General features: G+C 68.1%; 17 protein-coding genes and 1 pseudogene. 7 read left to right on the plus strand and 11 right to left on the minus strand.

Going from position 1 to position 23,861, the window contains the following annotated elements:
- Positions 1-10 precede the first annotated feature (10 nt).
- The 8 genes from M6E97_RS12415 to kynR all read right to left on the minus strand — a co-directional run bounded on the left by M6E97_RS12415 (position 11) and on the right by kynR (position 9,561).
- A complete protein-coding gene (locus tag M6E97_RS12415) occupies positions 11-2,662 on the minus strand; it encodes a TonB-dependent receptor (RefSeq protein WP_033938878.1) in 2,652 nt (883 codons plus the stop codon).
- 91 nt (positions 2,663-2,753) lie between these two features.
- Positions 2,754-3,602, minus strand: a complete 849-nt coding sequence (locus M6E97_RS12420; RefSeq protein WP_003128648.1) for a class I SAM-dependent methyltransferase — start codon at positions 3,600-3,602, stop codon at positions 2,754-2,756.
- Positions 3,586-4,242, minus strand: coding sequence for a hypothetical protein (locus tag M6E97_RS12425; RefSeq protein ID WP_003128649.1), 657 nt, complete (start codon positions 4,240-4,242; stop codon positions 3,586-3,588). Before M6E97_RS12425 ends, M6E97_RS12420 begins: the two co-directional genes overlap by 17 nt.
- Positions 4,239-5,141 carry an alpha/beta fold hydrolase gene (locus M6E97_RS12430; protein WP_003088786.1) on the minus strand — a complete coding sequence of 301 codons (903 nt, stop codon included), beginning with the start codon at positions 5,139-5,141 and terminating at the stop codon, positions 4,239-4,241. Before M6E97_RS12430 ends, M6E97_RS12425 begins: the two co-directional genes overlap by 4 nt.
- Positions 5,142-5,151: 10 nt before the next feature.
- Positions 5,152-5,661 (minus strand): aromatic-ring-hydroxylating dioxygenase subunit beta, encoded by a 510-nt coding sequence (locus M6E97_RS12435; protein ID WP_003088783.1) that lies wholly within the window; start codon positions 5,659-5,661, stop codon positions 5,152-5,154.
- A gap of 27 nt (positions 5,662-5,688) precedes the next feature.
- Positions 5,689-7,521, minus strand: coding sequence for an asparagine synthase (glutamine-hydrolyzing) (gene asnB / locus M6E97_RS12440; RefSeq protein WP_033938879.1), 1,833 nt, complete (start codon positions 7,519-7,521; stop codon positions 5,689-5,691).
- 87 nt (positions 7,522-7,608) lie between these two features.
- Positions 7,609-8,883 (minus strand): aromatic ring-hydroxylating oxygenase subunit alpha, encoded by a 1,275-nt coding sequence (locus M6E97_RS12445; RefSeq protein WP_003088779.1) that lies wholly within the window; start codon positions 8,881-8,883, stop codon positions 7,609-7,611.
- 201 nt (positions 8,884-9,084) lie between these two features.
- A complete protein-coding gene (kynR, locus tag M6E97_RS12450; protein WP_003088777.1) occupies positions 9,085-9,561 on the minus strand; it encodes a kynurenine pathway transcriptional regulator KynR in 477 nt (158 codons plus the stop codon).
- A gap of 132 nt (positions 9,562-9,693) precedes the next feature.
- Here kynR and kynB point away from each other — a divergent pair, with 132 nt between their 5' ends.
- The 5 genes from kynB (at position 9,694) to M6E97_RS12475 (ending at position 17,255) form a co-directional block, all read left to right on the plus strand.
- Entirely contained in the window at positions 9,694-10,335 is a 642-nt protein-coding gene (gene kynB / locus M6E97_RS12455) for a kynurenine formamidase KynB (protein ID WP_003088775.1), read from the plus strand.
- Between the two features lie 3 nt (positions 10,336-10,338).
- Positions 10,339-11,589: a kynureninase gene (gene kynU / locus M6E97_RS12460; protein WP_034005577.1), complete on the plus strand. Its 1,251-nt coding sequence runs from the start codon at positions 10,339-10,341 to the stop codon at positions 11,587-11,589.
- A 155-nt stretch (positions 11,590-11,744) separates the two neighbouring features.
- Entirely contained in the window at positions 11,745-13,151 is a 1,407-nt protein-coding gene (locus M6E97_RS12465; protein WP_003088769.1) for an amino acid permease, read from the plus strand.
- 285 nt (positions 13,152-13,436) lie between these two features.
- Positions 13,437-15,311, plus strand: coding sequence for a (7S,10S)-hydroperoxide diol synthase (locus tag M6E97_RS12470; RefSeq protein ID WP_003088765.1), 1,875 nt, complete (start codon positions 13,437-13,439; stop codon positions 15,309-15,311).
- Positions 15,312-15,350: 39 nt separating this feature from the next.
- On the plus strand, positions 15,351-17,255 hold the full coding sequence (locus tag M6E97_RS12475) for a 10S-dioxygenase (protein ID WP_023101307.1): 1,905 nt from the start codon (positions 15,351-15,353) through the stop codon (positions 17,253-17,255).
- 36 nt (positions 17,256-17,291) lie between these two features.
- Here M6E97_RS12475 and M6E97_RS12480 read toward each other — a convergent pair whose 3' ends face one another.
- Complete coding sequence (locus M6E97_RS12480) at positions 17,292-18,194, minus strand: LysR family transcriptional regulator (RefSeq protein ID WP_079381503.1); 903 nt, start codon at positions 18,192-18,194, stop codon at positions 17,292-17,294.
- A 513-nt stretch (positions 18,195-18,707) separates the two neighbouring features.
- Between M6E97_RS12480 and M6E97_RS12485 the strand changes: the two genes are divergently transcribed.
- Positions 18,708-18,917: a hypothetical protein gene (locus M6E97_RS12485; RefSeq protein ID WP_003088759.1), complete on the plus strand. Its 210-nt coding sequence runs from the start codon at positions 18,708-18,710 to the stop codon at positions 18,915-18,917.
- Positions 18,918-19,093: 176 nt separating this feature from the next.
- Positions 19,094-20,761, plus strand: coding sequence for a hypothetical protein (locus M6E97_RS12490; RefSeq protein WP_033938883.1), 1,668 nt, complete (start codon positions 19,094-19,096; stop codon positions 20,759-20,761).
- Positions 20,762-20,814: 53 nt separating this feature from the next.
- Here M6E97_RS12490 and M6E97_RS12495 read toward each other — a convergent pair.
- Positions 20,815-21,003: pseudogene (locus M6E97_RS12495) on the minus strand (nitrilase-related carbon-nitrogen hydrolase); the annotation flags it as partial.
- A 159-nt stretch (positions 21,004-21,162) separates the two neighbouring features.
- Positions 21,163-23,757 (minus strand): bifunctional diguanylate cyclase/phosphodiesterase, encoded by a 2,595-nt coding sequence (locus M6E97_RS12500; RefSeq protein WP_033938885.1) that lies wholly within the window; start codon positions 23,755-23,757, stop codon positions 21,163-21,165.
- Positions 23,758-23,861 lie beyond the last annotated feature (104 nt).

Here is a 23,861-nt window from a genome sequence, read left to right on the forward strand (position 1 = left end):
TTCGTCCTCCTTAGAAGGTGTAGGCCGCGCCGAGGTAGTAGAAGGCGCCGTTGAAGCTGATCTGCGAGGCATAGGTGTCGTACTGGTTGAAGCCGAGGTAGGCGCTCTCGGCCGGCAGCTTGTCGGGCTTCACGTCGAACAGATTGTTGGCCCCGGCGCTCAGGGTCAGGTTGCGGCTCGCCGCATAGCGCAGGGCAACGTCGGTGATGTACTTGGGCGAGTTCTCGAAGCGGTTGAAGACCGTGGTCGAATAGGCGTGCTCGCCGGTGTAGTAGTCCAGTTCGGAAACCGTCTTGCTGTAGCGCGTTTCGCGCAGGGTCAGGCCCCAGCGCCGGTAGCTCCAGTCGGCCTGCAGGCTGACCTGGCTGCGCGGCGTGGAACTGGTGATCCAGGCCTGCTGCTGGCCGTTGAGCAGCGGCTGGCCGTTGCGCCCGCGATGGTTCCTGACCAGCTTCGTGCGATTGACGTTGGCGCCCAGGCGCCAGTCGATCCGGCCCCACTCGCCGAGCCGGGTGAGGTAGCTGGCGGTGAGGTCGAGGCCGTGGGTACGGGTGTCGGCGCCGTTGGTCATGTAGTGGGTGCTGACCTGGGTCAGTCCGGCCGGGATGCTGATCCCGCCGGCGCGCAGCGCATCGATCGCCGGCTGTCCGGAATAGGTGGCACCGTCGACGATGCGGTCGCGGATCTCGATGCGATAGGCGTCGATGGCCAGGTTCAGGTCCGGCAAGGGATCGAGCACCAGGCCGAGGTTGTAGCTGATCGACTTTTCCGGCTCCAGGTCCTCGGCGCCGAGCAGCCTGGCCGCCGGCGAGTTGACCGCCAGCAGGCCGCTGGCGATGGTCGGCGAGACGCCCAGGCTGGTGTAGTTCTCCTGGGCCAGCGACGGCGCGCGGAAGCCGCTGCTGAGACTGGCCCGCGCCGATACCTCGGGGCTGAAGCGGTAGCGGCTGGCGAGCTTGCCGTTGGTGGTGCTGCCGAAGTCGCTGTAGTGCTCGTAGCGCGCCGCCGTCTCCAGTTGCCAACCCTCGCCGAGGGCGGTGGACAGGTCGAGATAGGCGCCGAGCACGTCGCGGCTCCACTGTCCGGCGCTGGCCGGCGCCTGCCCGGGGAGCGCCTTGGAACCGCCGTTGTAGTAGGACCAGGGATCGCCGGCCTCGACCTCGTAGAGTTCGCGGCGCTGCTCCAGGCCCCAGGAGAAATTCAGCGGCGCCGGCAGCCAGGCGAGGTCGAAGTCGCGGCGCAGGTCGAGATTATTGGTCCACTGGGTGGCCTTGTAGCGCGCCAGGTCGAAGGAGCGCGGCGAATCGCCGGTCTCGCCGTAGAGGGCGAGGTTGATCGAGTGGTCCATGCCGATCTCCGGGCGGTCGGCGCCGTAGGTCGAGCTGAGGTCCCAGTCCCAGGCGCCGAACAGCTCGCCGCCACGGGCGCCGAGGGTCAGCGAATAGTCGTCCTCGTCGCTGGTGATGCGCGGGGTGAAGCCGTTCGGATAGAGCCGCGGCGCCAAGGACGGCAACTGGTAGATCTGCGCCGAGGACACCGAGCGATGGGTATAGGTGGCGAAGCTGTACAGCTCGACGTTGTCGTCCAGCGCCACGCCGGCGTTGTAGGCCAGCGCCTGGCGGTGCAGCGAAGGGTCGCCGATGGACGGGTTGCCGTAGCGCCCGGTGCGCTGGTCGATGCCTGCGCGGATGGTCCGCGCCTGCTCGCGGAACTGCGCGCTGAGGTTGAGGAAACCGCTCTCGCCGAAACGCAGGCCGCCATTCACCCCGCCGTTCTGGGTCAGGCCGTCGCCATCGCCGTAGCGACCGTTGTCGTAGGCGAGCCGGCCGCCGTGGTCGGCCGACTTGAGGATGACGTTGATCACCCCGGCGATGGCGTCCGAGCCGTACTGCGCCGAGGCGCCGTCGCGCAGCACCTCGATGCGCTCGATGGCGGCGAGCGGGATGGTGTCCAGGTCGACCCCGGTGGAGCCGCTCTGCAGCCCGCCGCTGACATTGATATTGGCGGTCTCGTGGCGGCGCTTGCCGTTCACCAGCACCAGCACGTGGTTGGGACTCAGGCCGCGCAGCGACTGCGCGTTGGTCAGCGCCGAAGCGTTGTAGGCCTGGGCCTGGCGCGACAGCGAGGGCAGCAGGCGCACCAGGGCGTCGCGCAGGTCGCCGCTGCCACTGTCGCGCAATTGCTCGGCGCTGACCACATCGATCGGTGCCAGGCTCTCGCCGGCCTTGACATCGGCCTTGCGGGTGCCGGTGACCACCACCGTGGCCAGGGTCCCGGCGGGCTTCGCCGCCGGCAGCGCGGCATCCGGCGCCGTGGCGCGTTGCAGGCTGAGCACCCCGGCGGCGCTGCGGCTGTATTCCAGGCCGCTGCCCTGCAAGGCCCGCTGCAGCGCCTGCTCGACGCTGTAGGAGCCCTGGATCGCCGGTGCCGGCAGGCCCTCCACCAGGTGCTGGTCGAAGGCGATCGGGGTGCGACTCTGGCGGACGATGCTCAGCAGCACCTGGGCCAGTTCGCCGGCCGGGATGTCGAAGCGCTGGATCTCGGCGCGGCTGGTGGCGCGGACCTCCTCTGCCGCCGACTCGCCGGGCTGGCCGAGGCAGGCCAGGCCGACCGCGCAGAGCACGGGGACGAGTCGAAGACGTGGCGAACGCGGGTTGGGCATGGTCGGTTCATCCTTGAGCGGTTGCGGATGCCACCGAGTGCAATTGCCCGTACCGATTTTCAGCCGCGCGGCAGACCGATTGCGCATAAGGTTATGCCTCGCCCTCCCGCCCCCGGCAGCGCCAGACGCTGACCGGGATTTCGCTGACCTGTCCGTCGGCCTGCATGCGCCGCTCGGCGATCCGCCCGAGGCGGACGAAGAATTCCTCCAGGCGCGTCGCCGGCACCAGCGGTGCGAAATAGGTGCCGAAGGTGGCGGCGTGGAAACGCTGGTACTCGGCGGAGTCGGCGACACGCAGGACCGCCGGGCGGGAGACGATGGAGTCGACCCGGAAGTGTCGTTCGACGCGTTCGCGCAACGCCTCCCGGCCACGGGTGCGGGTGCCCATCGGCAGCAGCCCGGCTTCCGCGTAGAGCGCCGCCACCCGTTCCGGCGCGGCCAGGCCCATCTCGACCAGGGCCTGGGCGACCAGGTCGTCCTCGCCGCCGAGGCCATCCTCGGCGAACGGATGGTGCGAGGTGAACAGGAATACCCCCTGCGCCTCAAGGTGCCGCGCGACCCACCGGAACAGCCGCTCTTCATCGGGATACAGCCAGTGCAGCACGGCGGTCATGCTGATCAGCTCGAAGCGTTCCGCCAGCGGCGGCAGGTCGAGCAGGTCGCCCTCCAGCAGACGCGCCTCGACGCCAGCCCCGCGCAACTGCGCGCGCGCCTGCTCCAGGCGCAGAGGCGAACGCTCGATGCCCCACAACCGTTGCAGGCCGGGCCAGCGCCGGGAGGCGCCGAGCAGCAGCGAGCCGATGCCGCAGCCGAGATCGAGCAGGCTGCGCGGCTCGATGCCGGCGCGGTCGAGCACCCAGTCCTGGTCGCGACGTTGCAGCAGTTCGCTGGAATCCTGGTAGCCGTCCAGGCTGCGCGCCTGTTCAATGATCGCGTTCATGTACGCCTGCTCCTTGGTTGAGGCTGTCCGCCGTGATGGTCCATACGCAGCCGTGGCCTTGCGGCTCTTCGTAGAGCCGCCAGTCGGCGTGGCAATCGCTGGCGGCGACGAACGCCGACAGCAGCTTGGTGCAATAGGTGCAGGCCGACTCCAGGGTGATCGGCACGCCTCGGGCGCGGGCGCGCTCGCGGTAGTCCCAGATCGCGCAGTGACGGTTGTGGAATACCGCGCGCCCGCCAGCCTCGGCCTGCACCTCGAAACGCGAACCGTAGAGCGCGGCCTGGCGTGCCAGACGGTCGGCGGCGCTGGCCGGATCGCCCCGCCCCGCCGGTTCCAGCGCGCGATAGATGCGCGCGGTGGCGCGCGCCCAGTCGTCGAGCCGGTAATCCGCCGGGCGCGCGACGATGAACTGTTCGATCAGCGCCTGGGCGCGGAAGAACACCGCCTGCCAGGCTTCGGCGCGCAGGTCGTCGGTCGCCGGCAGATCGGCGAATATCCGCGCGCTGGTCGCCACCCAGTCCCCCAGGTCTTCACGCCGATGGCGCTCGGCGAGGTAGGCGGACATCGCCGCGTGCACCTCGAACACCCGCTGTCGCCAGAGCGTCGCCTGCGCCGCCGGATCGCGTTCGACGGCGCTCATCGGAGCGCCTCCCGGTGGCTGGCGAGAAACCCCAGCAGGTGCTCCAGCACCGCGTCCGGCGCGTCTTCGGGGAGCATGTGGCTGGCGCCGATGGCGGCGCCCTCGACCTGCCCGGCCCAGGTCTTCCAGATTTCCAGCGGATGCTGCCCGGCGGCGTAGGGGCGCTCCTGCCAGAGCACCTGGACCGGGCATTGCAGGCGCCGGCCGGCGTCGCGATCGGCCTGATCGGCGTCGGCATCGACGCCCACCGCGGCCCGGTAGTCCTCGCACATCGCATGGCGCACGGCGGGGTCGCGGAACGCCCGGCGGTAGCTTGCCAGCGCCTGCGGGTGGTAGATGTCGCGGCCCTGGGCCATGCGTCGCAGGGTGTAGTCGAGGAAGTGCTCCGGATCGGCGCCGATCAGGCGCTCCGGCAGGTCGTACGGCTGGGCGAGGAGGAACCAGTGGTAGGCGTTGAGGGCGAAGGCCTTGTTCACCGCCGCCCAGTTGTCGAGGATCGGCACCACGGTCAGCGAGACGAAGGCCGCGACCGCCTGCGGATGGTCCAGCGCCAGGCGATAGCCGACCCGCGCGCCGCGGTCGTGGCCGATCACCGCGAAGCGTTCGAAGCCGAGCTGGCCCATCGTTTCCAGTTGGTCGCGGGCCAGCGCGGCCTTGGAATAGTCGGCGCCCTCCTCGTCCAGCGCCCGCGATTCGCCGTAGCCACGCAGGTCGGCGAGGACCACGCTGTAGTCCTCGGCCAGGCGCGGAGCGATGCGGTGCCAGGCCAGGTGGGTCTGCGGATAGCCATGCAACAGCAGCAGCGGCGGGCCGCTGCCCTTCACGGCGACGCGGAGGCGCGCGGCGGAGGTGTGCAGGGTCAGGTAGTCGAAGCCGGGCAGCAACGGATCGGTGCTCATGGGCGGCGCCTCACAGGATGATGCTGATGCGCCGCTGGGCGCTGATGGTCTCGTGGTCCAGGCGGATCTCCCGCGAGACGATGCGCAAGCCCTCCGGACCGTCGCGCAGGACATGACTGGCTTCGCCGACGAAGTTCCAGGCCTCGCGGTTGCGGAACTGATGGACGACGAAGTTGCTGCGGCTGCTGACCAGTTCGCCCTCGACCCGCTTCAGCCGCACGTTGCCCACCAGGCGGCGGGTGCGCGAGCGCGGCTGCTCCATCCAGGTATGCCCGCCGAGGATGCTGTCGACCCGCTCGCGCAGGCGCACGTGGTCGTCGTCGATGATGTACAGGCTGTCCTCCGGCGCCTGGCCGGCCAGTTGCTCCTGCAAGGGCAGCACCCGGTAGCGTGCGGCGCGCTCGAACAGCGCGAACCAGGTATCCAGCAGGCGGTCGTCGAGCAGTTCGGCTTCGGCGACGAGGAAATCGCTGACCCGCGCCAGCAGGTCGCTGTCGGGACGGGACAAGGCAAGGCTCATGAATATCCTCCGGGAAGAAAGTGCCGCTCAGAGGCTGATGTCGACCCCGTGGCGGGTCAGCCAGCGGTCCAGGTTCAGCAGGTAGGCCAGGCCGGCGGTCGGGCTCGCCGAAGCACGCGGGCTGGGCAGCGGCGTGCCCTGTTCGAGGGCCTGGCGGACCCGCCCGGCGTCCACCAGTTCGAACAGCGGCGAGCGGCCGTCGTCGAGCAGGCGGCTGACCCGCTCGCGCAGCAGCGTCAGGTAACGTGGGTCGGGGTTGGCCGGGAAACCGCTCTTGCGCCGCTCCAGGATCGCCTGCGGCAGGTGCCCGCGCAGGGCCCGGCGCAACAGGCTCTTGCTTTCCCCGGCGACGCTCTTCAGCGCCCAGGGCAGGTTCCATACGTACTCCACCAGGCGGTGGTCGCAGAACGGCACGCGCACTTCCAGGCCGACCGCCATGCTCATCCGGTCCTTGCGTTCGAGCATCGCCGGCAGCCAGCGGCTCAGCGCCAGGTAGGCGACCTCGCGCTGGCGCCGCTGGGCGGCATCCTCGCCATCCAGTCGCGGCACTTCGGCGAGGGCCTCGCGGTAGCGCGCCCGGATGTATTCCGGCGCCGCCACCCGTTCGGCGACCTCCCGCCGCAGCAGTTGCCAGGGCCCGCTCTTGCCGGCCAGCCAGGGGAAGCCGTCGTGTGCGAGGGCGCTCGGGTCGTGGAAGAACGGGTAGCCGCCGAACACCTCGTCGGCCGACTCGCCCGACAGTGCCACCGTGGTGTGCTCGCGGACCTGGCGGAACAGCAGGTAGAGCGAGGCGTCCAGCTCGCCCCAGCCGGGCAGGTCGCGGGCCTGGAGCACCGCCTCGTCCTGTTCCAGCACCTCTTCCGGGGCGACCAGCACGGTACGGTGCGGCGTACCGAGGAAGTTCGCCGCCAGCTGCGCATAGGGTTCGTCCCAGCTGCTTTGCCAGGGCGTCGGGACGAAGCCGCGGCCTTCGCCGGGGAAGTCCACGGAGAAGGTCGGCAGGCGCCGCGCGTCGCCATCCAGCGCGGCCACCGCGAAGGCGCTGATGGCGCTGGAGTCGAGCCCGCCGGAAAGCAGGCTGCCCAGCGGGACGTCAGCCACCAGTTGCTCGGCCACTGCCTCGCGGAGCAACTGGCCGGCGCGTTCGGCGCTGTCCTCGGCGCCCTCTTCGTGACGTTCCGCGCGCAGCGCCCAGTAGACCAGCTCGCGCACACCATTGCGGTCGAAGCGCAGCGCCTGGCCCGGCCGGACCTGGCGCAGGCCCTTGTACAGGCCGTGGCCGGGAGTCGGCGCGGTGGTCAGGGCGAACAGCTCGGCGATGCCGCTGGCGTCGAGCACCGGGTTGGCCTCGGGGTTGGCGAAGATCGCCTTGGGTTCCGAGGCGAACAGCACGCCTCCGGCGGTCGGGTAGTAGTACAGCGGCTTGACCCCGAAGCGATCGCGCACCAGCCACAGGCTCTGCTCGCGCTCGTCCCACAGGGCGAAGCCGTAGATGCCGCGGAGCCGGGCGAAGGAAGCCTCGCCCCATTGCAGATAGGCGCGCAGCACCACCTCGGTGTCCGAGCGGGTGCGGAAGACCTGGCCCAGCGTCTCCAGCTCGGCGCGCAGCTCGCGGAAGTTGTAGACCTCGCCGCTGTAGGTCAGCGCCACCCGCCCGCCAGCCTCGGCAAGCATCGGCTGGGCGCCGTTCTCCAGGTCGATGATCGCCAGGCGCCGATGGCCGAGCAGCGCGTGCCGCGACAGCCACAGGCCTTCGGCGTCCGGCCCGCGCGGGGCCAGGGTACGGGTCATGCGTTCGAGGATGCTGCGCTGCTCGCCGAGGTCGCGGCTCCAGTCGGTCCAGCCGGTGATTCCACACATGGATGACGTTCCTTGCAGTGACCCTTTATTCCCCGCGTAGCCAGGGCGGCGCGCAGGGATCTGCAGGGAGCGATGGTTGAAGACGGCTCAGACGGCCACGGCGAGACGCCGCAGGGCGGCGGGCTGCTGCCCGAGCCGGCGGCTCCATTCGCGCCAGAAGCCGCGGTTCTGTTCCTCGTCGACGTGGCGGCGGGTTGCCGGTCCCATGCCGCGGGAGAAATCGCTGTAGCCGAGGGCGGCGTGGGCGTAGGCGCGCTGACAGGATTCGAGGATCTCGACGTCGTCGGGGGTGCCGAAACCGCCCGGGCCGATGAACGAGATCAACCCATTGATCCGCGCCGCCCGCTCCTCGCGGGTCTCATCGGCGAAGCCGGCGCCCCATACGGTGACGCTGACCTCATCGGCGGCGGTCGGGAAGAACGAGCGGATGTTCAGGCCGAGGATGTCGTTGATCACCAGGTTGGGAAAGATGAACAGGCTTTTGTTGGTGTGGGCGATGTCCTCTGCCCGCGCCTGCCCGAAGCGTTCCACCAGGCGTTCGAACTTGGCGGCGATGGACGGCTTGAGCGCTTCCGGGAACAGCGGGCTCCAGTAGGCGATCGGCCGTCCGGTGGACGGCGGGCCGCTGATGATCAGCGCATGGCCGTTGCCCAGCGCCTCGCCGCGACCGTGGCGCTTGTGCGACTCCGGATCGGTGCCGAGGCTATTCAGGTATTCCAGGTAGCGCTTGTGGGCGAACGGCAGGTGGTAGGCGTCCACGCCGTTTTCCGCGAGCAGCTTCCAGTTGGCCTTGATCGAATGCTCGAAGCCGCCGGGAATGATCTCCAGTTCCGCCTCGGACTGGTCGCAGATCAGGTCGATGTAGTCCTTCGCCTGGCCCAGGTAGGTTTCCAGGGACGCTTGCCGGGCGCCGTAGTGGATGAACAGGAAGTTGCGGTAGACCGCGTGTTTCACCCGTGTCAGGGAAAGCTCCGGATGGCATTGCCCGGCGTGCTGGTAGGCGGCCTTGTCCGGCAGGCCGATCAGGCTGCCGTGGCTGTCGTAGGTCCAGCCATGGTAGGGACAGGTGAAACGCTGGCTGTTGCCCTGGCGCTCGGCGCAGACCTTGGCCCCACGGTGCGCGCAGGCGTTCAGGTAGACCGCCGGCTCGCCATCGACGCGACGCTGGATGATCAGGTTGCGCCCGCCGACGTCGCGGGTGATGAAGTCGCCGGGCTCGCGCAGCTCGCTGAGGTGGGCGGCATACAGCCAGCTGTCGTCGAATATCTCGTGCAGTTCGCGCCGGTGCAGTTCCGCGGAAACATAGGCCTGGCGCCTGACCCGGAAGTAACTTGCGTCGTCGGTCTCGATATATTCACTCACCGCCTAACCTCCGTGTAACGTTGACAACCCGGCAACGGGGACGGAGGAAACCTAGCACGGGGAAAATCAATTCCGGCAGACTATTTATTCATTAGCTAATAACTCGTAACCCCATGAAAAAAGACAAAATAATTATTTCCCTCGGCGACTGAAAATTCGTCCCTCTCATTGCACTCATGCTTTTATGAGGGGTCGCCCCGTTCAACTCTTCAGGTTCACCAGGTCGAGCAGGTCGGCACCGGCCTTGATCTCCTGCAGGACGATTTCCGAGCGGATGTCGGTGACGCCGGCGGCGCGGTTCAGCTTGTTCACGATGAAGTCCGAATAGTGCTTGAGGTTGCGCGCCCGGACCCGTAGCACATAGTTGGTGGCGCCGGTCACCACATAGGCGGTGACCACCTCCGGCCAGTCCCGGACCCTGGCGATGAACGCCTCGTGCCAACCCTCGACGTCCTGGCGCAGCGACACATGGACGATGGCTTCCAGCTCCACGCCCAGTCGCTCGGCATCCAGTTCCACCGAGTAGCCGCGGATGATCCCCTCGCTTTCCAGCAGGCGCAGCCGGCGCAGGCAGGCGGATGGCGAGAGGGAGACCTTCTCCGCCAGGTCCTGGTTGCTCATCCGCCCGTCCTGCTGCAGGTGACGGAGAATGCGCAGATCGATGGCGTCCAGGGACATGTGCAGTTCCTATCAGAATGAATAGCTATCTTCGAATTTTGTGCGAATAGATTGCCATACGACCTTGCATTTCGCACGAAAATTCTCCGAAATCTCGTTCATTATCATTCGCTGGATTTCCGGAGAAAAACAATGACTTCGCTCCGCTACTGGGACATCAGTCCCGCCCTCGACCCGAACACGCCGACCTGGCCCGGCGACACGCCGTTCCAGCAGGAATGGGCGGCGCGGCTGGACGAGCAGTGCCCGGTCAACGTCGGCCGGATCACCCTTTCGCCGCATACCGGCGCCCACGTCGACGGCCCCCTGCACTACCGCGCCGACGGCCTGCCCATCGGCCAGGTGCCGCTGGACGTCTACATGGGACCGTGCCGGGTGATCCACTGTATCGGCGCTAACCCGCTGGTGACCCCCGAACACCTCGCCGGCCAGCTCGACGACCTGCCCTCGCGGGTGCTGCTGCGGACCTTCGAACGGGTCCCGGCGAACTGGCCGGAAGGCTTCTGCGCTATCGCTCCGGCCACCATCGAGTGCCTCGCCGAGCGCGGCGTCAGGCTGGTCGGCATCGACACCCCGTCGCTCGACCCCCAGCACTCCAAGACCCTCGACGCCCACCACGCGGTGGGCCGCCACGGCATGGCGATTCTCGAAGGCGTGGTTCTCGACGACGTGCCCGCCGGCGACTACGAACTGCTCGCCCTGCCGCTGAAATTCACCCACCTCGATGCCAGCCCGGTGCGTGCCGTGCTGCGCGCCCTGCCTACCGCGGAGTAACCGATGACCACTCGTGACGACTGCCTGGCGCTCGACGCCGGCGATCCCCTGGCCGACCTGCGCCAACTGTTCGCCCTGCCCGACGGCGTGATCTACCTCGACGGCAACTCCCTCGGCGCCCGCCCCCGGGCCGCCGTGGAGCGCGCCGCCGAAGTGGTCGCCGCGGAATGGGGCGAGGGCCTCATCCGCAGCTGGAACAGCGCCGACTGGCGCGGCCTGCCGGAGCGCCTCGGCGACAAGCTGGCGCCCCTGATCGGCGCGCGCGCCGGCGAAGTGGTGATCACCGACACCACCTCGATCAACCTGTTCAAGGTGCTCAGCGCCGCCCTGCGGATCCAGGAGGAAGAAGCGCCAGGGCGCAAGGTGATCGTTTCCGAATCGAGCAACTTCCCCACTGACCTGTACATCGCCGAGGGCCTTACCGACATGCTCCAGCGCGGCTACCGGCTGCGCCTGGTGGATGGCCCGGAGCAACTGCCGGCGGCGATCGACGCGGATACCGCGGTGGTGATGCTCAGCCATGTCAACTACAAGACCGGCTACCTGCACGACATGCGCGAGGTCACCCGCCTGGTCCACGAAAACGGCGCCCTGGCGATCTGGGACCTGGCCCACTCAGCCGGCGCGCTGCCGCTGGACCTGCACGCGGCCGAGGCCGACTACGCCATCGGCTGCACCTACAAGTACCTCAACGGCGGCCCCGGCTCGCCGGCCTACGTGTGGGTCGCGCCACGCCTGCGCGAGCGTGTCTGGCAACCGCTGTCCGGCTGGTTCGGTCATTCCCGCCAGTTCGCCATGGAGCCACGCTACCAGCCCGGCGAAGGCATCACCCGGTTCCTCTGCGGCACCCAGCCGATCACCTCGCTGGCCCTGGTCGAATGCGGCCTGGATATCTTCGCCCGGACCGACATGCAGCGCCTGCGCGACAAGTCGCTGGCCCTCGCCGACCTGTTCATCGAATTGGTGGAAAGCCGTTGCGAACGCTTCGGCCTGACCCTGGTGACCCCGCGCGAGCATGCCCGGCGCGGCAGTCATCTCAGCTTCGAGCATGCCCAGGGCTACGCCATCGTCCAGGCCCTGATCGACCGCGGGGTAATCGGCGACTACCGCGAGCCGGGCATCCTGCGCTTCGGCTTCACCCCGCTGTACACCCGCTTCGTCGAGGTCTGGGATGCGGTGCAGGCGTTGCTGGAAATCCTCCAGAGCGAAGCCTGGAAAGAGCCGCGCTACCAGGTCCGGCACAAGGTGACCTGAGTCCCGCCCGCGCGGACCGCGCCGGTATTCCCGGGGCGGCCCGCGAGCACCCACCGCTCTCGCGCACAGGAGCCCGCGACCGGCACCCGCACATCGCCACCGACGTTCCCTCGGCAATTCATAAGAACCCCAATAAGATTCCAGAGGACATCCAGATGAACGACCCCCAGGGCTTCGAGGCCATCTCGCGCCGCGAGCAGGGCCTGCAACGGCGGCTCTCGGCCGCGCAGATGAGCATGATCGCCATCGGCGGCGCCATCGGCACCGGCCTGTTCATGGGCAGCGCCTTCGCCATCGGTTTCGCCGGCCCCAGCGTCCTGCTCAGCTACGCCATCGGCGCGCTGATCACCCTGCTGCTGATGGGCTGCCTGGCGGAAATGACCGTGGCCCATGCCACCCCCGGCTCGTTCGGCGCCTTCGCCGAGCACTACGTCGGCCCGCTGGCCGGGTTCCTGGTGCGCTACGCCTACTGGGCGGCCATCGTCCTGGCGGTGGGCACCGAGGTCACGGCGGTGGCCATGTACATGAAGTACTGGTTCGCCGGTATCCCGGAATGGGTCTGGATCATCTCCTTCTCGACCCTGCTGATCGGCCTGAACGCCAGCAGCGTGAAAGCCTTCGGCAACTTCGAATACTGCTTCTCGACACTGAAGATCGCCGCCATCGTCGCCTTCATCCTGCTCGGCGCCTACCTGGTGTTCGGCTCCGCCAACCCGGCCTACGGCGTGCACAACTACAGCGCCCACGGCGGCTTCTTCCCGCACGGCCTGAAAGGCATGTGGATCGCCGTGGTGGTGTCGATCTTCAGCTATCTCAGCGTGGAGATGATCGCGGTCGCCGCCGCCGAGGCCGAGCATCCGGAACAGGCGGTGAAGTCGGCGTTCCGCTCGACCATCGTGCGCCTGGTGGTGTTCTACCTGCTGACCCTGGCGCTGATGCTCGCCATCGTCCCCTGGGACCAGGCCGGGCAGAGCCAGAGCCCGTTCGTCACGGTGATGCAGGCGATCGGCCTGCCCGGCGCCACCGGCGTGATGAACTTCGTGGTGCTGGTGGCCGCGCTGTCGGCGATGAACAGCCAGCTCTACATCACCACCCGGATGATGTTCAGCCTGTCGCGCGCGGGGCACGCGCCGAAGGGCCTCGGCGAACTGAGCCGCCAGGGCGTGCCGCTGAACGCGCTGCTGCTGTCGAGCGTCGGTATCGCCCTGGCGACCCTGCTCAACCTGGTCTACCCGGAGCAGTCCTTCACCCTGATGATGGCGGTGTCGATGTTCGGCGCCCTCTTCACCTGGCTGATGATCTTCTTCACCCACCTCTGCTTCCGCCGCCACCGCGCCCGCCACGGCGGCGCGCCGCTGGCCTTCCGCATGCGCCTGGCGCCCTGGTCGACATTGCTCGGCCTGGCGCTGATGGCGGCGATCCTGGTCACCACCTTCTTCACCGAGGCGTTCCGCATGACCCTGGTCTTCGGCGTGCCGTTCCTCGCGCTGCTCAGCGCACTCTACCTGGTCTTCGTCCGCAAGCCCGGCAGGGATTGTCCGATAGAACGGGCAACGCCCTAGGCGCTCTCCGCCCTGCGAACCTGGCGCGCAGGGCGAAGCCCGACCGGCGCGCCCTTTCCGGACCGGGCGGTTCCGTTTCCCATACCTTTTCCGTCGCACAAAAAGCATTACCCGCCGGCCGCCGCGACTCCGTAGCGTAGTGCCCAACCGGACGTTCCGGCCCGCGGCGCGCCGCGGCCGGCGCGCTCCCGTCAGGGACGAAGTGGCGGCACGCCCAGCCATCGAGCGCACTGCATCGCTCTGCCCTGTGGGGACGCAGACGTCGTCAGCCATGAGGGGAACACGATGCATCCGACCTTTTCGCGGATCCTGCTGGCCGCCGCGCTGGCCAGCGCCGGCAGCCCTGCCGTCGCCACCGAAATCCAGCTCGAGCAAGGCTGGAACGCCGAGCAACGCGCCTCCTGGTACGACGCCTCGCTCGGTTCGCGGCTGCTGCCGCTGGCCTGGGCCCAGGCGCTGGAGCGTCCGGACAGCGAGGAGCGCCTGTTCTCCGAAGACAACGCCCGGCGCCTCGGCTTTCCCCTGCGCAACTGGCAAGGCGGCGAACTGCGCCTGCCGCGCGGCTTCGCCCTCGACCAGCAGGACGACAGCCAGTTCTCCGACACCCGCCTGCGCTGGAAAGCCCGCCAGTCGTCCAGCGAACCCTGGGTCGGGCTGAATTGCGCCGGCTGCCACTCCACCGACATCAGTTACCGCGGCAGCGAACTGACCGTCGACGCCGGCGCCACCCTGGCCAACGTCCAGGCGATCTTCGACGAAGTGCTCGCCGCGCTGCGCCGCACCAGCGACGACGGCGACAAGTTCGCGCGCTTCGCCGGCAACGTCCTCGGCAGCGAGGACAGCCCGGCCAACCGCGACCTGCTGAAGGCCGCCCTGGCCAAGCGCGCGGCGCTGATCGATACCCTGCTGAGCATGTCCGCCACCGACCTGCAACCCGGCCCGGGGCGCCTCGACGCCACCGGCCAGTCGCTCAACCGCGCGGCGATCAACTCCGGCGCCCGTCACCTGCAAGCGAACCCGACCGACGCGCCGACCAGCTTCCCGGCACTGTGGCACACGTTGCAGATGGACAAGCTGCAATCCAGCGGATTCGTGCCCAACGTCAAGGTCCTCGACCTCAACGGCCAGGTCTTCGACCTCGGCTACCTGGCCGGCGACATCGGCGTGGTCCAGGGCGACTACGGCGACGTGGTCAGCCATCCGCTGTCCGGCCTGGAGGGCTATATATCGAGCATCCGCGTGGACAACCTGACCCGTGTCGAGGGCCTGATCCACAAGCTCAAGGCGCCGGCCTGGCCGAGCCAGCTGTTCGGCGCCCCGGACAGCGCCAGGCTGGCCCAGGGCAAGCGCCTCTACGAGGAGAACTGCGCGGCCTGCCATGCGAGCATCGGCCGCGACGACCTGCAAACCCCGATCAAGGTCCGCCAGGTGCGCCTGAAGGCCCATGGCGACGACGCGCCGATCGGCACCGACCCGTGGATGGCCTGCAACACCTTCACCTTCAGCAGCCCCAGCGGCAACTACTTCGGCCTGTTCCGACCGTCCCTCGGCACCCCCAGCGGCGTCGGCATCGTCGGGCGGACTTCGAAGATCGCCGACATGCAGGTCCCCGAGGTGTTCCAGATCATGCTCGGCAAGAAAGGCCAACTGGCCGACGGCATCGCCGAGATCATCCACGCCATCGTCACCGGGCAGCAGACCCTGCCCGGCTCCGACAGCCTGCAAGCGCTTCCCACCGGGCAACTGCTGCTGGCCGGCGGCGACCCGGCCGGCAGCCAGGCGCCGAGCCTCGCCGCCGGCGAAGTCCCCGCCGACAAGAGTGCGCGCAAGGACTACTGCCTGAACACCGAGCATCCGTTCCTCGGCTACATCGCTCGCCCGCTGAACGGCATCTGGGCCACTGCGCCCTACCTGCACAACGGTTCGGTGCCGTCGCTGTACGACCTGCTGCTGCCCCAGGAGCAACGGCCGACCACCTTCTACACGGGCAGCCACGAGTTCGATCCGAGCCGGGTCGGCTACCTCACCGGGCCCGGCCCGGACAACGCCTTCCTCTTCGACACCCACCTGGAAGGCAACTCCAACGCCGGCCACGACTTCGCCCGCGAGTACGACGAAAGCCAGCGCCTGGCGCTGCTCGAATACCTCAAGACTCTGTGAGCCGGCCCCGCCCACATGCCCAATAGAGAGAACCGCCCGATGACCCTATCGCGACTCAGCCTTGCCATCCTTTCCGTCCTCGCCGGTGCCCCGGCATTCGCCGACGACAGCGGCGTCGACCTCGACCAGGGCTGGAACCAGACCCAGAAGACCGCCTGGCTGGAAGCCGGCCAGGGCTCGCGGATGCTGCCGCTGGCCTGGCTGGTGGCGCTGGAGCAGCGCGCCAGCGAAGAACCGCTGATGTCCGACGCGCTGATCCGCCAGTACGGCTATGTCCCGCACACCCTCGGCGGTTCCAGCGTGAAGGTGGTGCAGGGCTACGCGGTCGACCGCAGCGACGACAGCGACCTGACCTTCACCAAGCTGCGCTGGAAAGCCCTGCAGGGCTCCAGGGAACCCTGGGTCGGACCGACCTGCAGCATGTGCCACACCTCGCACATCAGCTACCAGGGCACCCAGTTGACCGTCTACGGCGGGCAGACCATGGGCGACCTCGCCGGCTTCCAGCTGGAGATCCTCGGCGCCCTGCAGAGCACCCGCGCCGACACCGCCAAGTTCGAGCGCTTCGCCCGCAAGGTGCTCGGCGCCGACGGCCTGGTCAGCGGCTACAACGACGCCAACAAGGCGCGCCTGCAGGCAGCTCTGGACGCCACCATCGTGCGCCTGCGCGACGGCTCGCACTTCAACCTGCCGCACGATCCCGAGTTCGGCCCGGGCCGCCTGGACGCCATCGGTTCGATCTTCAACTCGGTGGGCTACGAACTGCACGCCGACGAGCAGATCTACGGCGCCGAGGACGCCCCCGTGAGCTATCCGTTCCTGTGGAACGTACCGCAGCTGGACCGCGTGCAGTGGACCGGCTTCAACCCGAACCACATCAACGTGGTCGACATCGACAACCGCAAGTTCGACGTCGGCGCCCTGGCGCGCAACGCCGGCGAGGCGGTCGGGGTATTCGCCGACGTCAAGGTGCTCAGCCCGATCCAGTCGGCGCTGCACATCGGCTACCCGTCGAGCATCAACGTCGACAACCTGATCCGCATCGAAGACCAGCTCGGCCAACTGAAGCCGCCGGCCTGGCCGAACCAGCTGTTCGGCGCCCCGGAGCCGACCAGGGTCGCCGAGGGCCGCGAGCTGTACCGGCAACATTGCTCCAGTTGCCACACGCCGCTGGACCGCAACGACCTGCGGACCCCGGTGAAGACCGTGCTCACCCACCTGCAGGCGCGCGGCGAGGTCGCGCCGATCGGCACCGACCCGTGGACCGCCTGCAACAGCATCGCCCAACTGAAGACCGGCTATGTGCGCGGCAAGCCCTACCTGTCCTTCGTCGGCACCGGCCAGCGCGGTTTCTACGGCAAGCAGGCCTATGCGGTGGACGTGCTCCAGGAAGTGGTGGTCCAGGCCCTGGCCGCGCGCGGCCTGAGCGTCGCCCTGGGTGCCTTCCAGACCGCCGCCCTGGGCATCTTCGACGGGCAGTTGCCGCCGCTGATCAGTCCGGTGCCGGACAGCCCCGACGCCGACAGCGTCGAAGCGACCGCCGCGGACGCGCCAGGCGCCCTGCTCCTGGCCGAAAACGTCGCGGCCGACAGCGACAAGGCCCGGCGCCTGGAGCAGTGCCTGGCGATGACCAGCGACCTGATGGCCTACAAGGCGCGCCCACTGAACGGTATCTGGGCCAGCCCGCCCTACCTGCACAACGGCTCGGTGGCGACCCTCTACGACCTGCTGCTGCCGCCGGACCTGCGGCCGCGCACCTTCTATACCGGCAGCGTCGAGTTCGACCCGGTCAACGTCGGCTACATCACCGATGCCGGAGGCGCCAACCGCTTCCTCTTCGACAGCGGCAAGCCGGGCAACGCCAATGGCGGCCACGACTACGGCAACGCGCAGTTCAACGAGCAGCAGCGCCGCGCCCTGGTCGAGTACATGAAGACCCTCTGAAGCCCCTCGCGCGGCCGGCGCTCCCGGCCGCCTCCTTCAACCGGCGGCGACCCGCCGCGCGGTCTCGACGAAGCATTCGAACTGGGTGTCGCTGGCACGAAGCCGCGAAGTCGGCGACACCGCCAGCCCCACCGGCAGGCGGAAACCTTCGTTGACCGCCGCCGGCAAGGCGGTGAAGGCCACCCCCGGATAGGCGAACTTGGTCAGCGACAACGGCAGGAAGGCGAAGCCGTCGCCGCTGGCGACCTGGGCCAGGAGAATGCTCAGGTCGTTCGGCCGCACGCTGCGCCGGGGCGCGAAGGCGGCGGCATCCATCGCATCGTTCATGAACTGGCTGTAGGCGGGAAACAGCGAGTCCTTCGGTACCAGCAGCGGCTCGCCGACCAGGTCGTTCAGCGACCAGTCGGGCGCCAGTCGCCGGTGCAGGGTTTCCGACAGGGCGATGACGTGCTCGTAGCTGCCGATCTCCATCAGCTCGTATTCACGCACCACCTTCGGCGGCGCGCCGATGATCGCCGCGTCCAGGGACGACTCGCGGACCAGGCTGAGCAGGTCCAGCGATGGCGCCCAGGATGGCGAAACGGCGCTGCACACCCGCGCTTCCTTCAACTGCCGGGCCAGCTCGCCGGACCAGCCGGGATCGAGGTAGCGACTGAAACCGATGTGCAACTGGCGGTCGTCGCCGTCGCTGATGTCGCGGGTCAGCGCCTTGGCCTCGGCGATGATCTTCACCGCGCGGCAATGCACCACCCTGCCCACCTCGGTCAGGCTCACCCCGGCCGGACCGCGGACGAACAGCGCCTCGCCGATGTGCACTTCGAGCGCCTGGATCTGCCGCGACAGCGACGGCTGCGAAACGTGCAGCACCTCGGCGGCCTGGCCGATGCTGCCGTACTCGGCGACACAGGCGAAATACATCAGCTGGCGCAACGAAGGCATCGCCTTCGACCAGTTGATGATCGGGAAACTGGCATCGGTCACGGACATTGCGTACATACCCCTCGCTGGCAACACGGGTCGGATCGGCACGGGCAGGGAAACCCCGGGACGGCGCGACGAACGACCGCCGGCAGCCTGCTTCCGAAAGCCGTTTCGCGGCAGAAGAACGAAAGATAGGTAGCGGAGATGACAGGAAGCGCGACGTTCGGGGCCGGGACGCTCTTCATGGGCGGCGTCTTGTTCCCGCGCCGCCAGTATAGCCAGGCGGCATGGGGAACTGGCCATGCGGCACGGCACGGCCGCGGGCCACCCTCGCCGTTCGGATAGGTCCCCTTGCCAGGTCGGTCCGAAGCTGCCAGGGACCGTCGCAAGCGCTGCGCCGTGGGCACCGGCCACGAACTCAGGCCACCTCGTCGGCAGCGGCTGAACCGCTTCGTCTTTTCGTGAACCGCTTCCGTGTCGGCGGAGCGCCAGGGGGTCTACGCTGAGTTTTTCAGGATCAGGAGTACCGCCATGCTGGATCACGACCTGACTGTCGCCCTGCTCTGCCGTCTCAACCAGAACCAGAGTGCCCTCGGCATGGCCCTGGAGGAGCTGGCGATCTGGGCGAAGCGCCATGAAGGCGGCGAAACCTACGATGTCGTCATGAACCACCTGCAGACCCTGGAGCGCAACGCCGACTTCGTCGCCGAGGCCATCGTCGTCCTGATGGCGGATCGCTGAAGCGCGCCGGACCCGTACGAGCGGACGAGCCTGCGCGGTGCGCTGGGCACGGTGCGCAGTAAAATCTTCAAGATTTTTCTTACAAGGCAATAGGACTCGTCCAAGTTACCTCGCCCATAGCTCCCGGTACCCTCGCCCGTTACACCTTCCAAGCACCAACGGGATCTCCAGGGCTTATGCTTCTTCGAACCATCAGTGTGGAAACTGCCGAGCAGACGGAACTGAATGCGGCCTTGTTGTGTGGTTTCGCCATTCCCGCCAGCGACCGCAACTTCATCGCCTACAGCCTCAACGAACAGGTCGACGAAAACGACTCGCGCGTCTACATCGCCTCCCTGTTCAAGACCGACGACGGCTTCCGCCTGGGCCGCCTCGACACCGACGAGGCCTGCGAGGCGGCCATCCAGGTGTTCCGCCAGCTCGTCCGCGAAGCCACCACCGGCAACCGCCGGACCAGCGACCTGGCCTACCACCTCATCGACCTGCAGGACGCGGCCATCGCCCCCTCGCGCCGGGAAGAACACCGCTCCCTGGTGCTCGAACGCGAGTGGGTGATGAAGCTCGTCACCTTCGAGTCCCCCCATGGCTACGGCCCCGCCCTGGATGGCGAGGAACCCTGCGCGGACGTCCCGCCGCTCGTCCATGAGGCCCTTTTCGAAGACGCCGCTCCCGATGTCTTCGCCGCGGACGATGCGGACGAGGCCACGGACGGGCCGGCGGAGCCCATCGACGAGCCCGAGGCGGCGGAAGACGAAACCGTCACCGAGGCCGGCTGCGTCGAGCCCGAGCCGCGGCCGGAGGCGGAAACGGCAGCGCCCGAGGGTGGGGCGCCAGCCGAGTTCGCGACGAAAGCGGAGCAGTCCGCCAAGGTAGCGGATGCCGAGGCCATCGGCGCCTTCGTCGACAACGCCAGTCATCTTCGCGAGGAGCTTGCCGACCTGGCGCAGCTGCTCCACCCCGCGCTGCACGCCGCCGACGCCACGGGCAGCGCCAACCTTCCGTCTCCAGACGCCGCCGAGGAATCCTCCATGCCCCCGAGCCCCTCCCCCCTCGCCGCTTCCGCACCCGCGCCGGAACCGGTATCGGCCAGGGTCCCCAGCCTGTCGCTGCGCCTCCGGGTGCCGCCCGCACGCCTGGCCGGCGCCGAGGGCGAGGCCGACGCCAGAGAGGCGCCCACCCAGGCCGCCGCCGTCATTCGCCAACCCGAGGATGAAGCCCACGTGGATACGGATACCGCGCTCGATATCGGCAACGATACCGAGCATCTGCTACAGGACGTGCAGGGCACCCTGGCCGACCTCGCCGGCATGGCCCAGCAACTGAGCCAGCAGAAGCAGGAAGCGCTCAAGCAGCAGGAGTCGCTGGAGTCGCTCCAGACGCAATTGCACGAGAAGGAGCGGCAATTGCAGGAAAAGGAAAAGCAGCTCCGGCAGTGGCACAAGCGCCTGCAGGACGACCGCCAGGCGCTGGAGCGGGAAACCGAGCAAAGCAACCGTCTCCTGGCCGAGCGCAGCGCGGCCCTGCAACAACTCGCGGAAAGCGTCGAAGCCCGCGAGCGCAGCAGCGCGCGGCGAGCCGAAGTACTGCAGATCGAACAGGAACGCCTCGAAGAGTTGCGCAGCCAGCAGAACCTGCGCCAGGCCGAACTGGAAAAGCGCGAAGCCAGCGTCCAGCAGCGCAGCCTGGAACTCGGCGAGCGCTTCAAGAAGCTGGAAAGCGCCCGCGAGAAGCTGGCGCAGATCGTCAAGGGTTTCAACGAGACCGTACAGTTCAATACCGCTCTGCACGCCATCAGTCATACCGGGTTGAAGCGCCAGGAAGAGAGCGCAGCCGAACTGGAATAAGGTTCTCCTCCGGCAAAAGGGCGCGGCGCCGATACTGGCCCGCGCCCTTTTTCATTCGCCCAGCCGCGCCCGGCCGCGCCCGGCCGCTCGCCCTCGGGACGCGGTGCCGCCGGCCAGTTCACCGGTGCGCAGAGCAGTTGTGCGCCGGACAGCGCCGGCAGGCGCACCCATTCGGGAAACTCCAGATCGTAGCAGACCATCACCGCGATTCGCCCGAAGCGGGTGGCGACCACCGGCGCTGGCCCTGGCACAAGGCCATGGGAAGGACGGAGTGTCGGCAAGCGAAGACGGGAAGGGAATCAGTCAGGTCAAATAATCAGTTGAGCATTCTCTGAACCATACGCAGGGCGTTCGCTGAACCGAGGGCCGCTGAGGCTCCGCGTGGTCTCTTCTGCCCCCGCTCAAGGGCGGCGCGCAGCATGGCCCTCGGCGGAAACCTGTGGCGCCTGGGTCTGCCCCGCCTCGCGCGCCAGCAGGTCGCGCAGGCCCTGCGCATCCAGCGGCCGGCTGAGCAGGAATCCTTGCAGTTCGTGGCATTGCTCGTCGCGCAGGATATGCATCTGCCCTTCGGTCTCCACCCCCTCGGCGGTGACCCGCAGGTTCAGGGCGTTGCCGAGATTGATGATGGCCTGCACGATCGAACGGTCGCGCCCGGTCTTCTCCATGCTGGCGACGAAGCGCTTGTCGATCTTGATGCTGTCGAAGGGATAGGTGCGCAGGTAGCCGAGCGAGGAATAGCCGGTACCGAAGTCGTCCATGTTGAGGCGGACGCCCAGTTCCTTGAGGGCCGTCATGGTCCGCAGCGCGCCGTCGACATCGTTGAGCATGACGTTCTCGGTGACCTCCAGCTCCAGCCGGCGGGCATCCAGGTGGGCCAGGCGCAACGCCTCGCGCACCTGCCAGACGATATCGCCGGTCATGAACTGCGCCGGCGACACGTTCACCGAGACCATCACCTCGCCCGGCCAGGAGGCGGCGGTGGCGCAGGCCTCGCGCAGCACCCAGTTGCCGATCTGCACGATCAGGTCGCTTTCTTCCGCCAGGCCGATGAACTCGTCCGGGCCGATCAGCCCGCGGCGCGGATGGTTCCAGCGGATCAGCGCCTCCGCCGAGGCGATCGTCTGTTCCTGCGCCAGGAAGCGCGGCTGGTAGTACAACTCGAACTCGCCGTTCTGCAAGGCGGCGCGCAACTCGGTCTCGCGCAGCTTCTTCTCGGCGAGATGGGAGTCCATCGCTTCCAAGTAGAAACGCCAGGTATTGCGCCCCGCGGCCTTGGCCTCGTACATCGCCACGTCGGCGCAACGCAGCAGGCCGCGCGGATCGCCGCCGTGCTCCGGCGCCAGGGCCACGCCGATGCTGGCGCCGACATGGAAGCTGTGCCCTTCGTAGGCGATCTCGCGGTTGATCACGTCGATCAGCCGGCTACAGAACTTCTCGATTTCCAGCTTCGACGATACGTGGGTACTGACCACCACGAACTCGTCGCCGCCGAGCCGGGCAACCATGTCCTGGTCGCGGGTCGAGGCGCGCAGCCGTTCGGCGATGGCGTAGAGCACCGCATCGCCGGCGGGATGGCCATGCTGGTCGTTGATCGGCTTGAAGCGGTCGAGGTCGAGCATCAGTACCGCTACCGGCGACTTGCCAGCCTTTTCCGCCAGCAGGCGTTCGAGGAACTGGAACAGCTTGTTGCGGTTCGGCAGGCCGGTCAGGGCATCGTGCAGGGACAAATGCTGGATCTTCGCATGGGCTTCGACTTCGTCGGTGATGTCGGCCGCCGTGCCGCGATAGCCGCTGGCGACGCCGTTGCGGATCGCGCTGGCGCTCAGCTTGCCGACCCGCGCCTGGCCCTGGCTGTCGCGGAAAGCGCAGACCAGGCTGGACGGTGCACCGGCATCGGGCAGCCCTTCCAGCCACTTGACGATGTTCACCGTATCGCTATCCAGCAACTCGTCCAGCCGCCGCCCGATCCAGGCCTCCGGCTGGTAGCCGGTGACGTCGCGGAAGCGCACGGAGAGATAGGTGAAGACGAAATGCCCGTCGACTTCCCAGATCCAGTCCGAGGCCGCCTCGGCTATCGACTTGAAACGTTCCTCGCTGGCCAGCAGGGCCTGGTTGCTGCGTTTCAGGACCTTCTGCTGGCGATCCACCGCGCGAGCGTTGAGCACGGCGCTGCGGCTCAGCCAGAACAGCAGCCCGGCGGCGAGCACGAAGATTCCCAGCAGCGGCAACGCGGTCTCCCGCAGCATGGCGCTACCCGGACGCGACGACACCCAGGCCAGGCGATGGGGAGTGCCCTCCAGGGCAAGGCTTTCCTTGTCGCCCGCCGCGCCGCCGGCCAGCAGGTGCAGGTTGGCGATGCCGTAGTCGCCGCCGAGCTTGGCCAGCTTCGCCGGGGTCAGCCGGTCGACGAAGACCATCACCGAGGCCTTGTCCAGGTCGATGGGCGCATGATCGCTGGTGGGCTTGATCGCCGAGGCGACCAGGATCGCCGGTGCGCCGTCGAAGTCGACGTAGCGGCTGATCGCCGCCTCGTCCACCGCGGCGCGGCGGGCGGCGCTGAGGATGTCTCCGGCATCGGCGCCCAGCGAGTCGGCCAGCGAGCGCTCGGACAGCTCGCCCTCGAGCATGGCGTAGCGAGTGCCACGGTCGTCGATGACGAAGACGCCGTCGTAGCCGTTGGTGGTGTAGAGCACCGAGCCGAGGTTGTTCTTGGTAAAGGCCCAGTCCACGTCGACCCGGTTTCCCAGATAGACGTAGGCGTCGGTCCAGAACGAATAGGTGGTGGAGAACTGCTCGGAATTTTCCCGGCGATTCTGCAGCGCCTTTTCCACGTAGAAATGGCTCTGCTCGATGGCGATGTCGTCCTGCTGCCTGGCGATGTGCAGGATCGCCCAGCCGCATGCACCGAGGGCGAGGAAAAGGGCGGCCAGGAACATTAGGAGATGCTTGGAGACCTGGGAGACTGCGGTACCGCTGGCAATCGCTGAAGCAAGCATCGATTCGCCATCCTTGTGACCGTATAGGTGCGGGCCTTGGTCACTGTCTTATAGTTAAGCATCCAGGGGGCGTCAAAAAACCCGCTTGGCAAGCGCATCGGCGC

Source organism: Pseudomonas sp. B111 (genome assembly GCF_026428275.1).
In the GTDB taxonomy this organism is placed as follows: Bacteria; Pseudomonadota; Gammaproteobacteria; order Pseudomonadales; family Pseudomonadaceae; genus Pseudomonas; species Pseudomonas aeruginosa.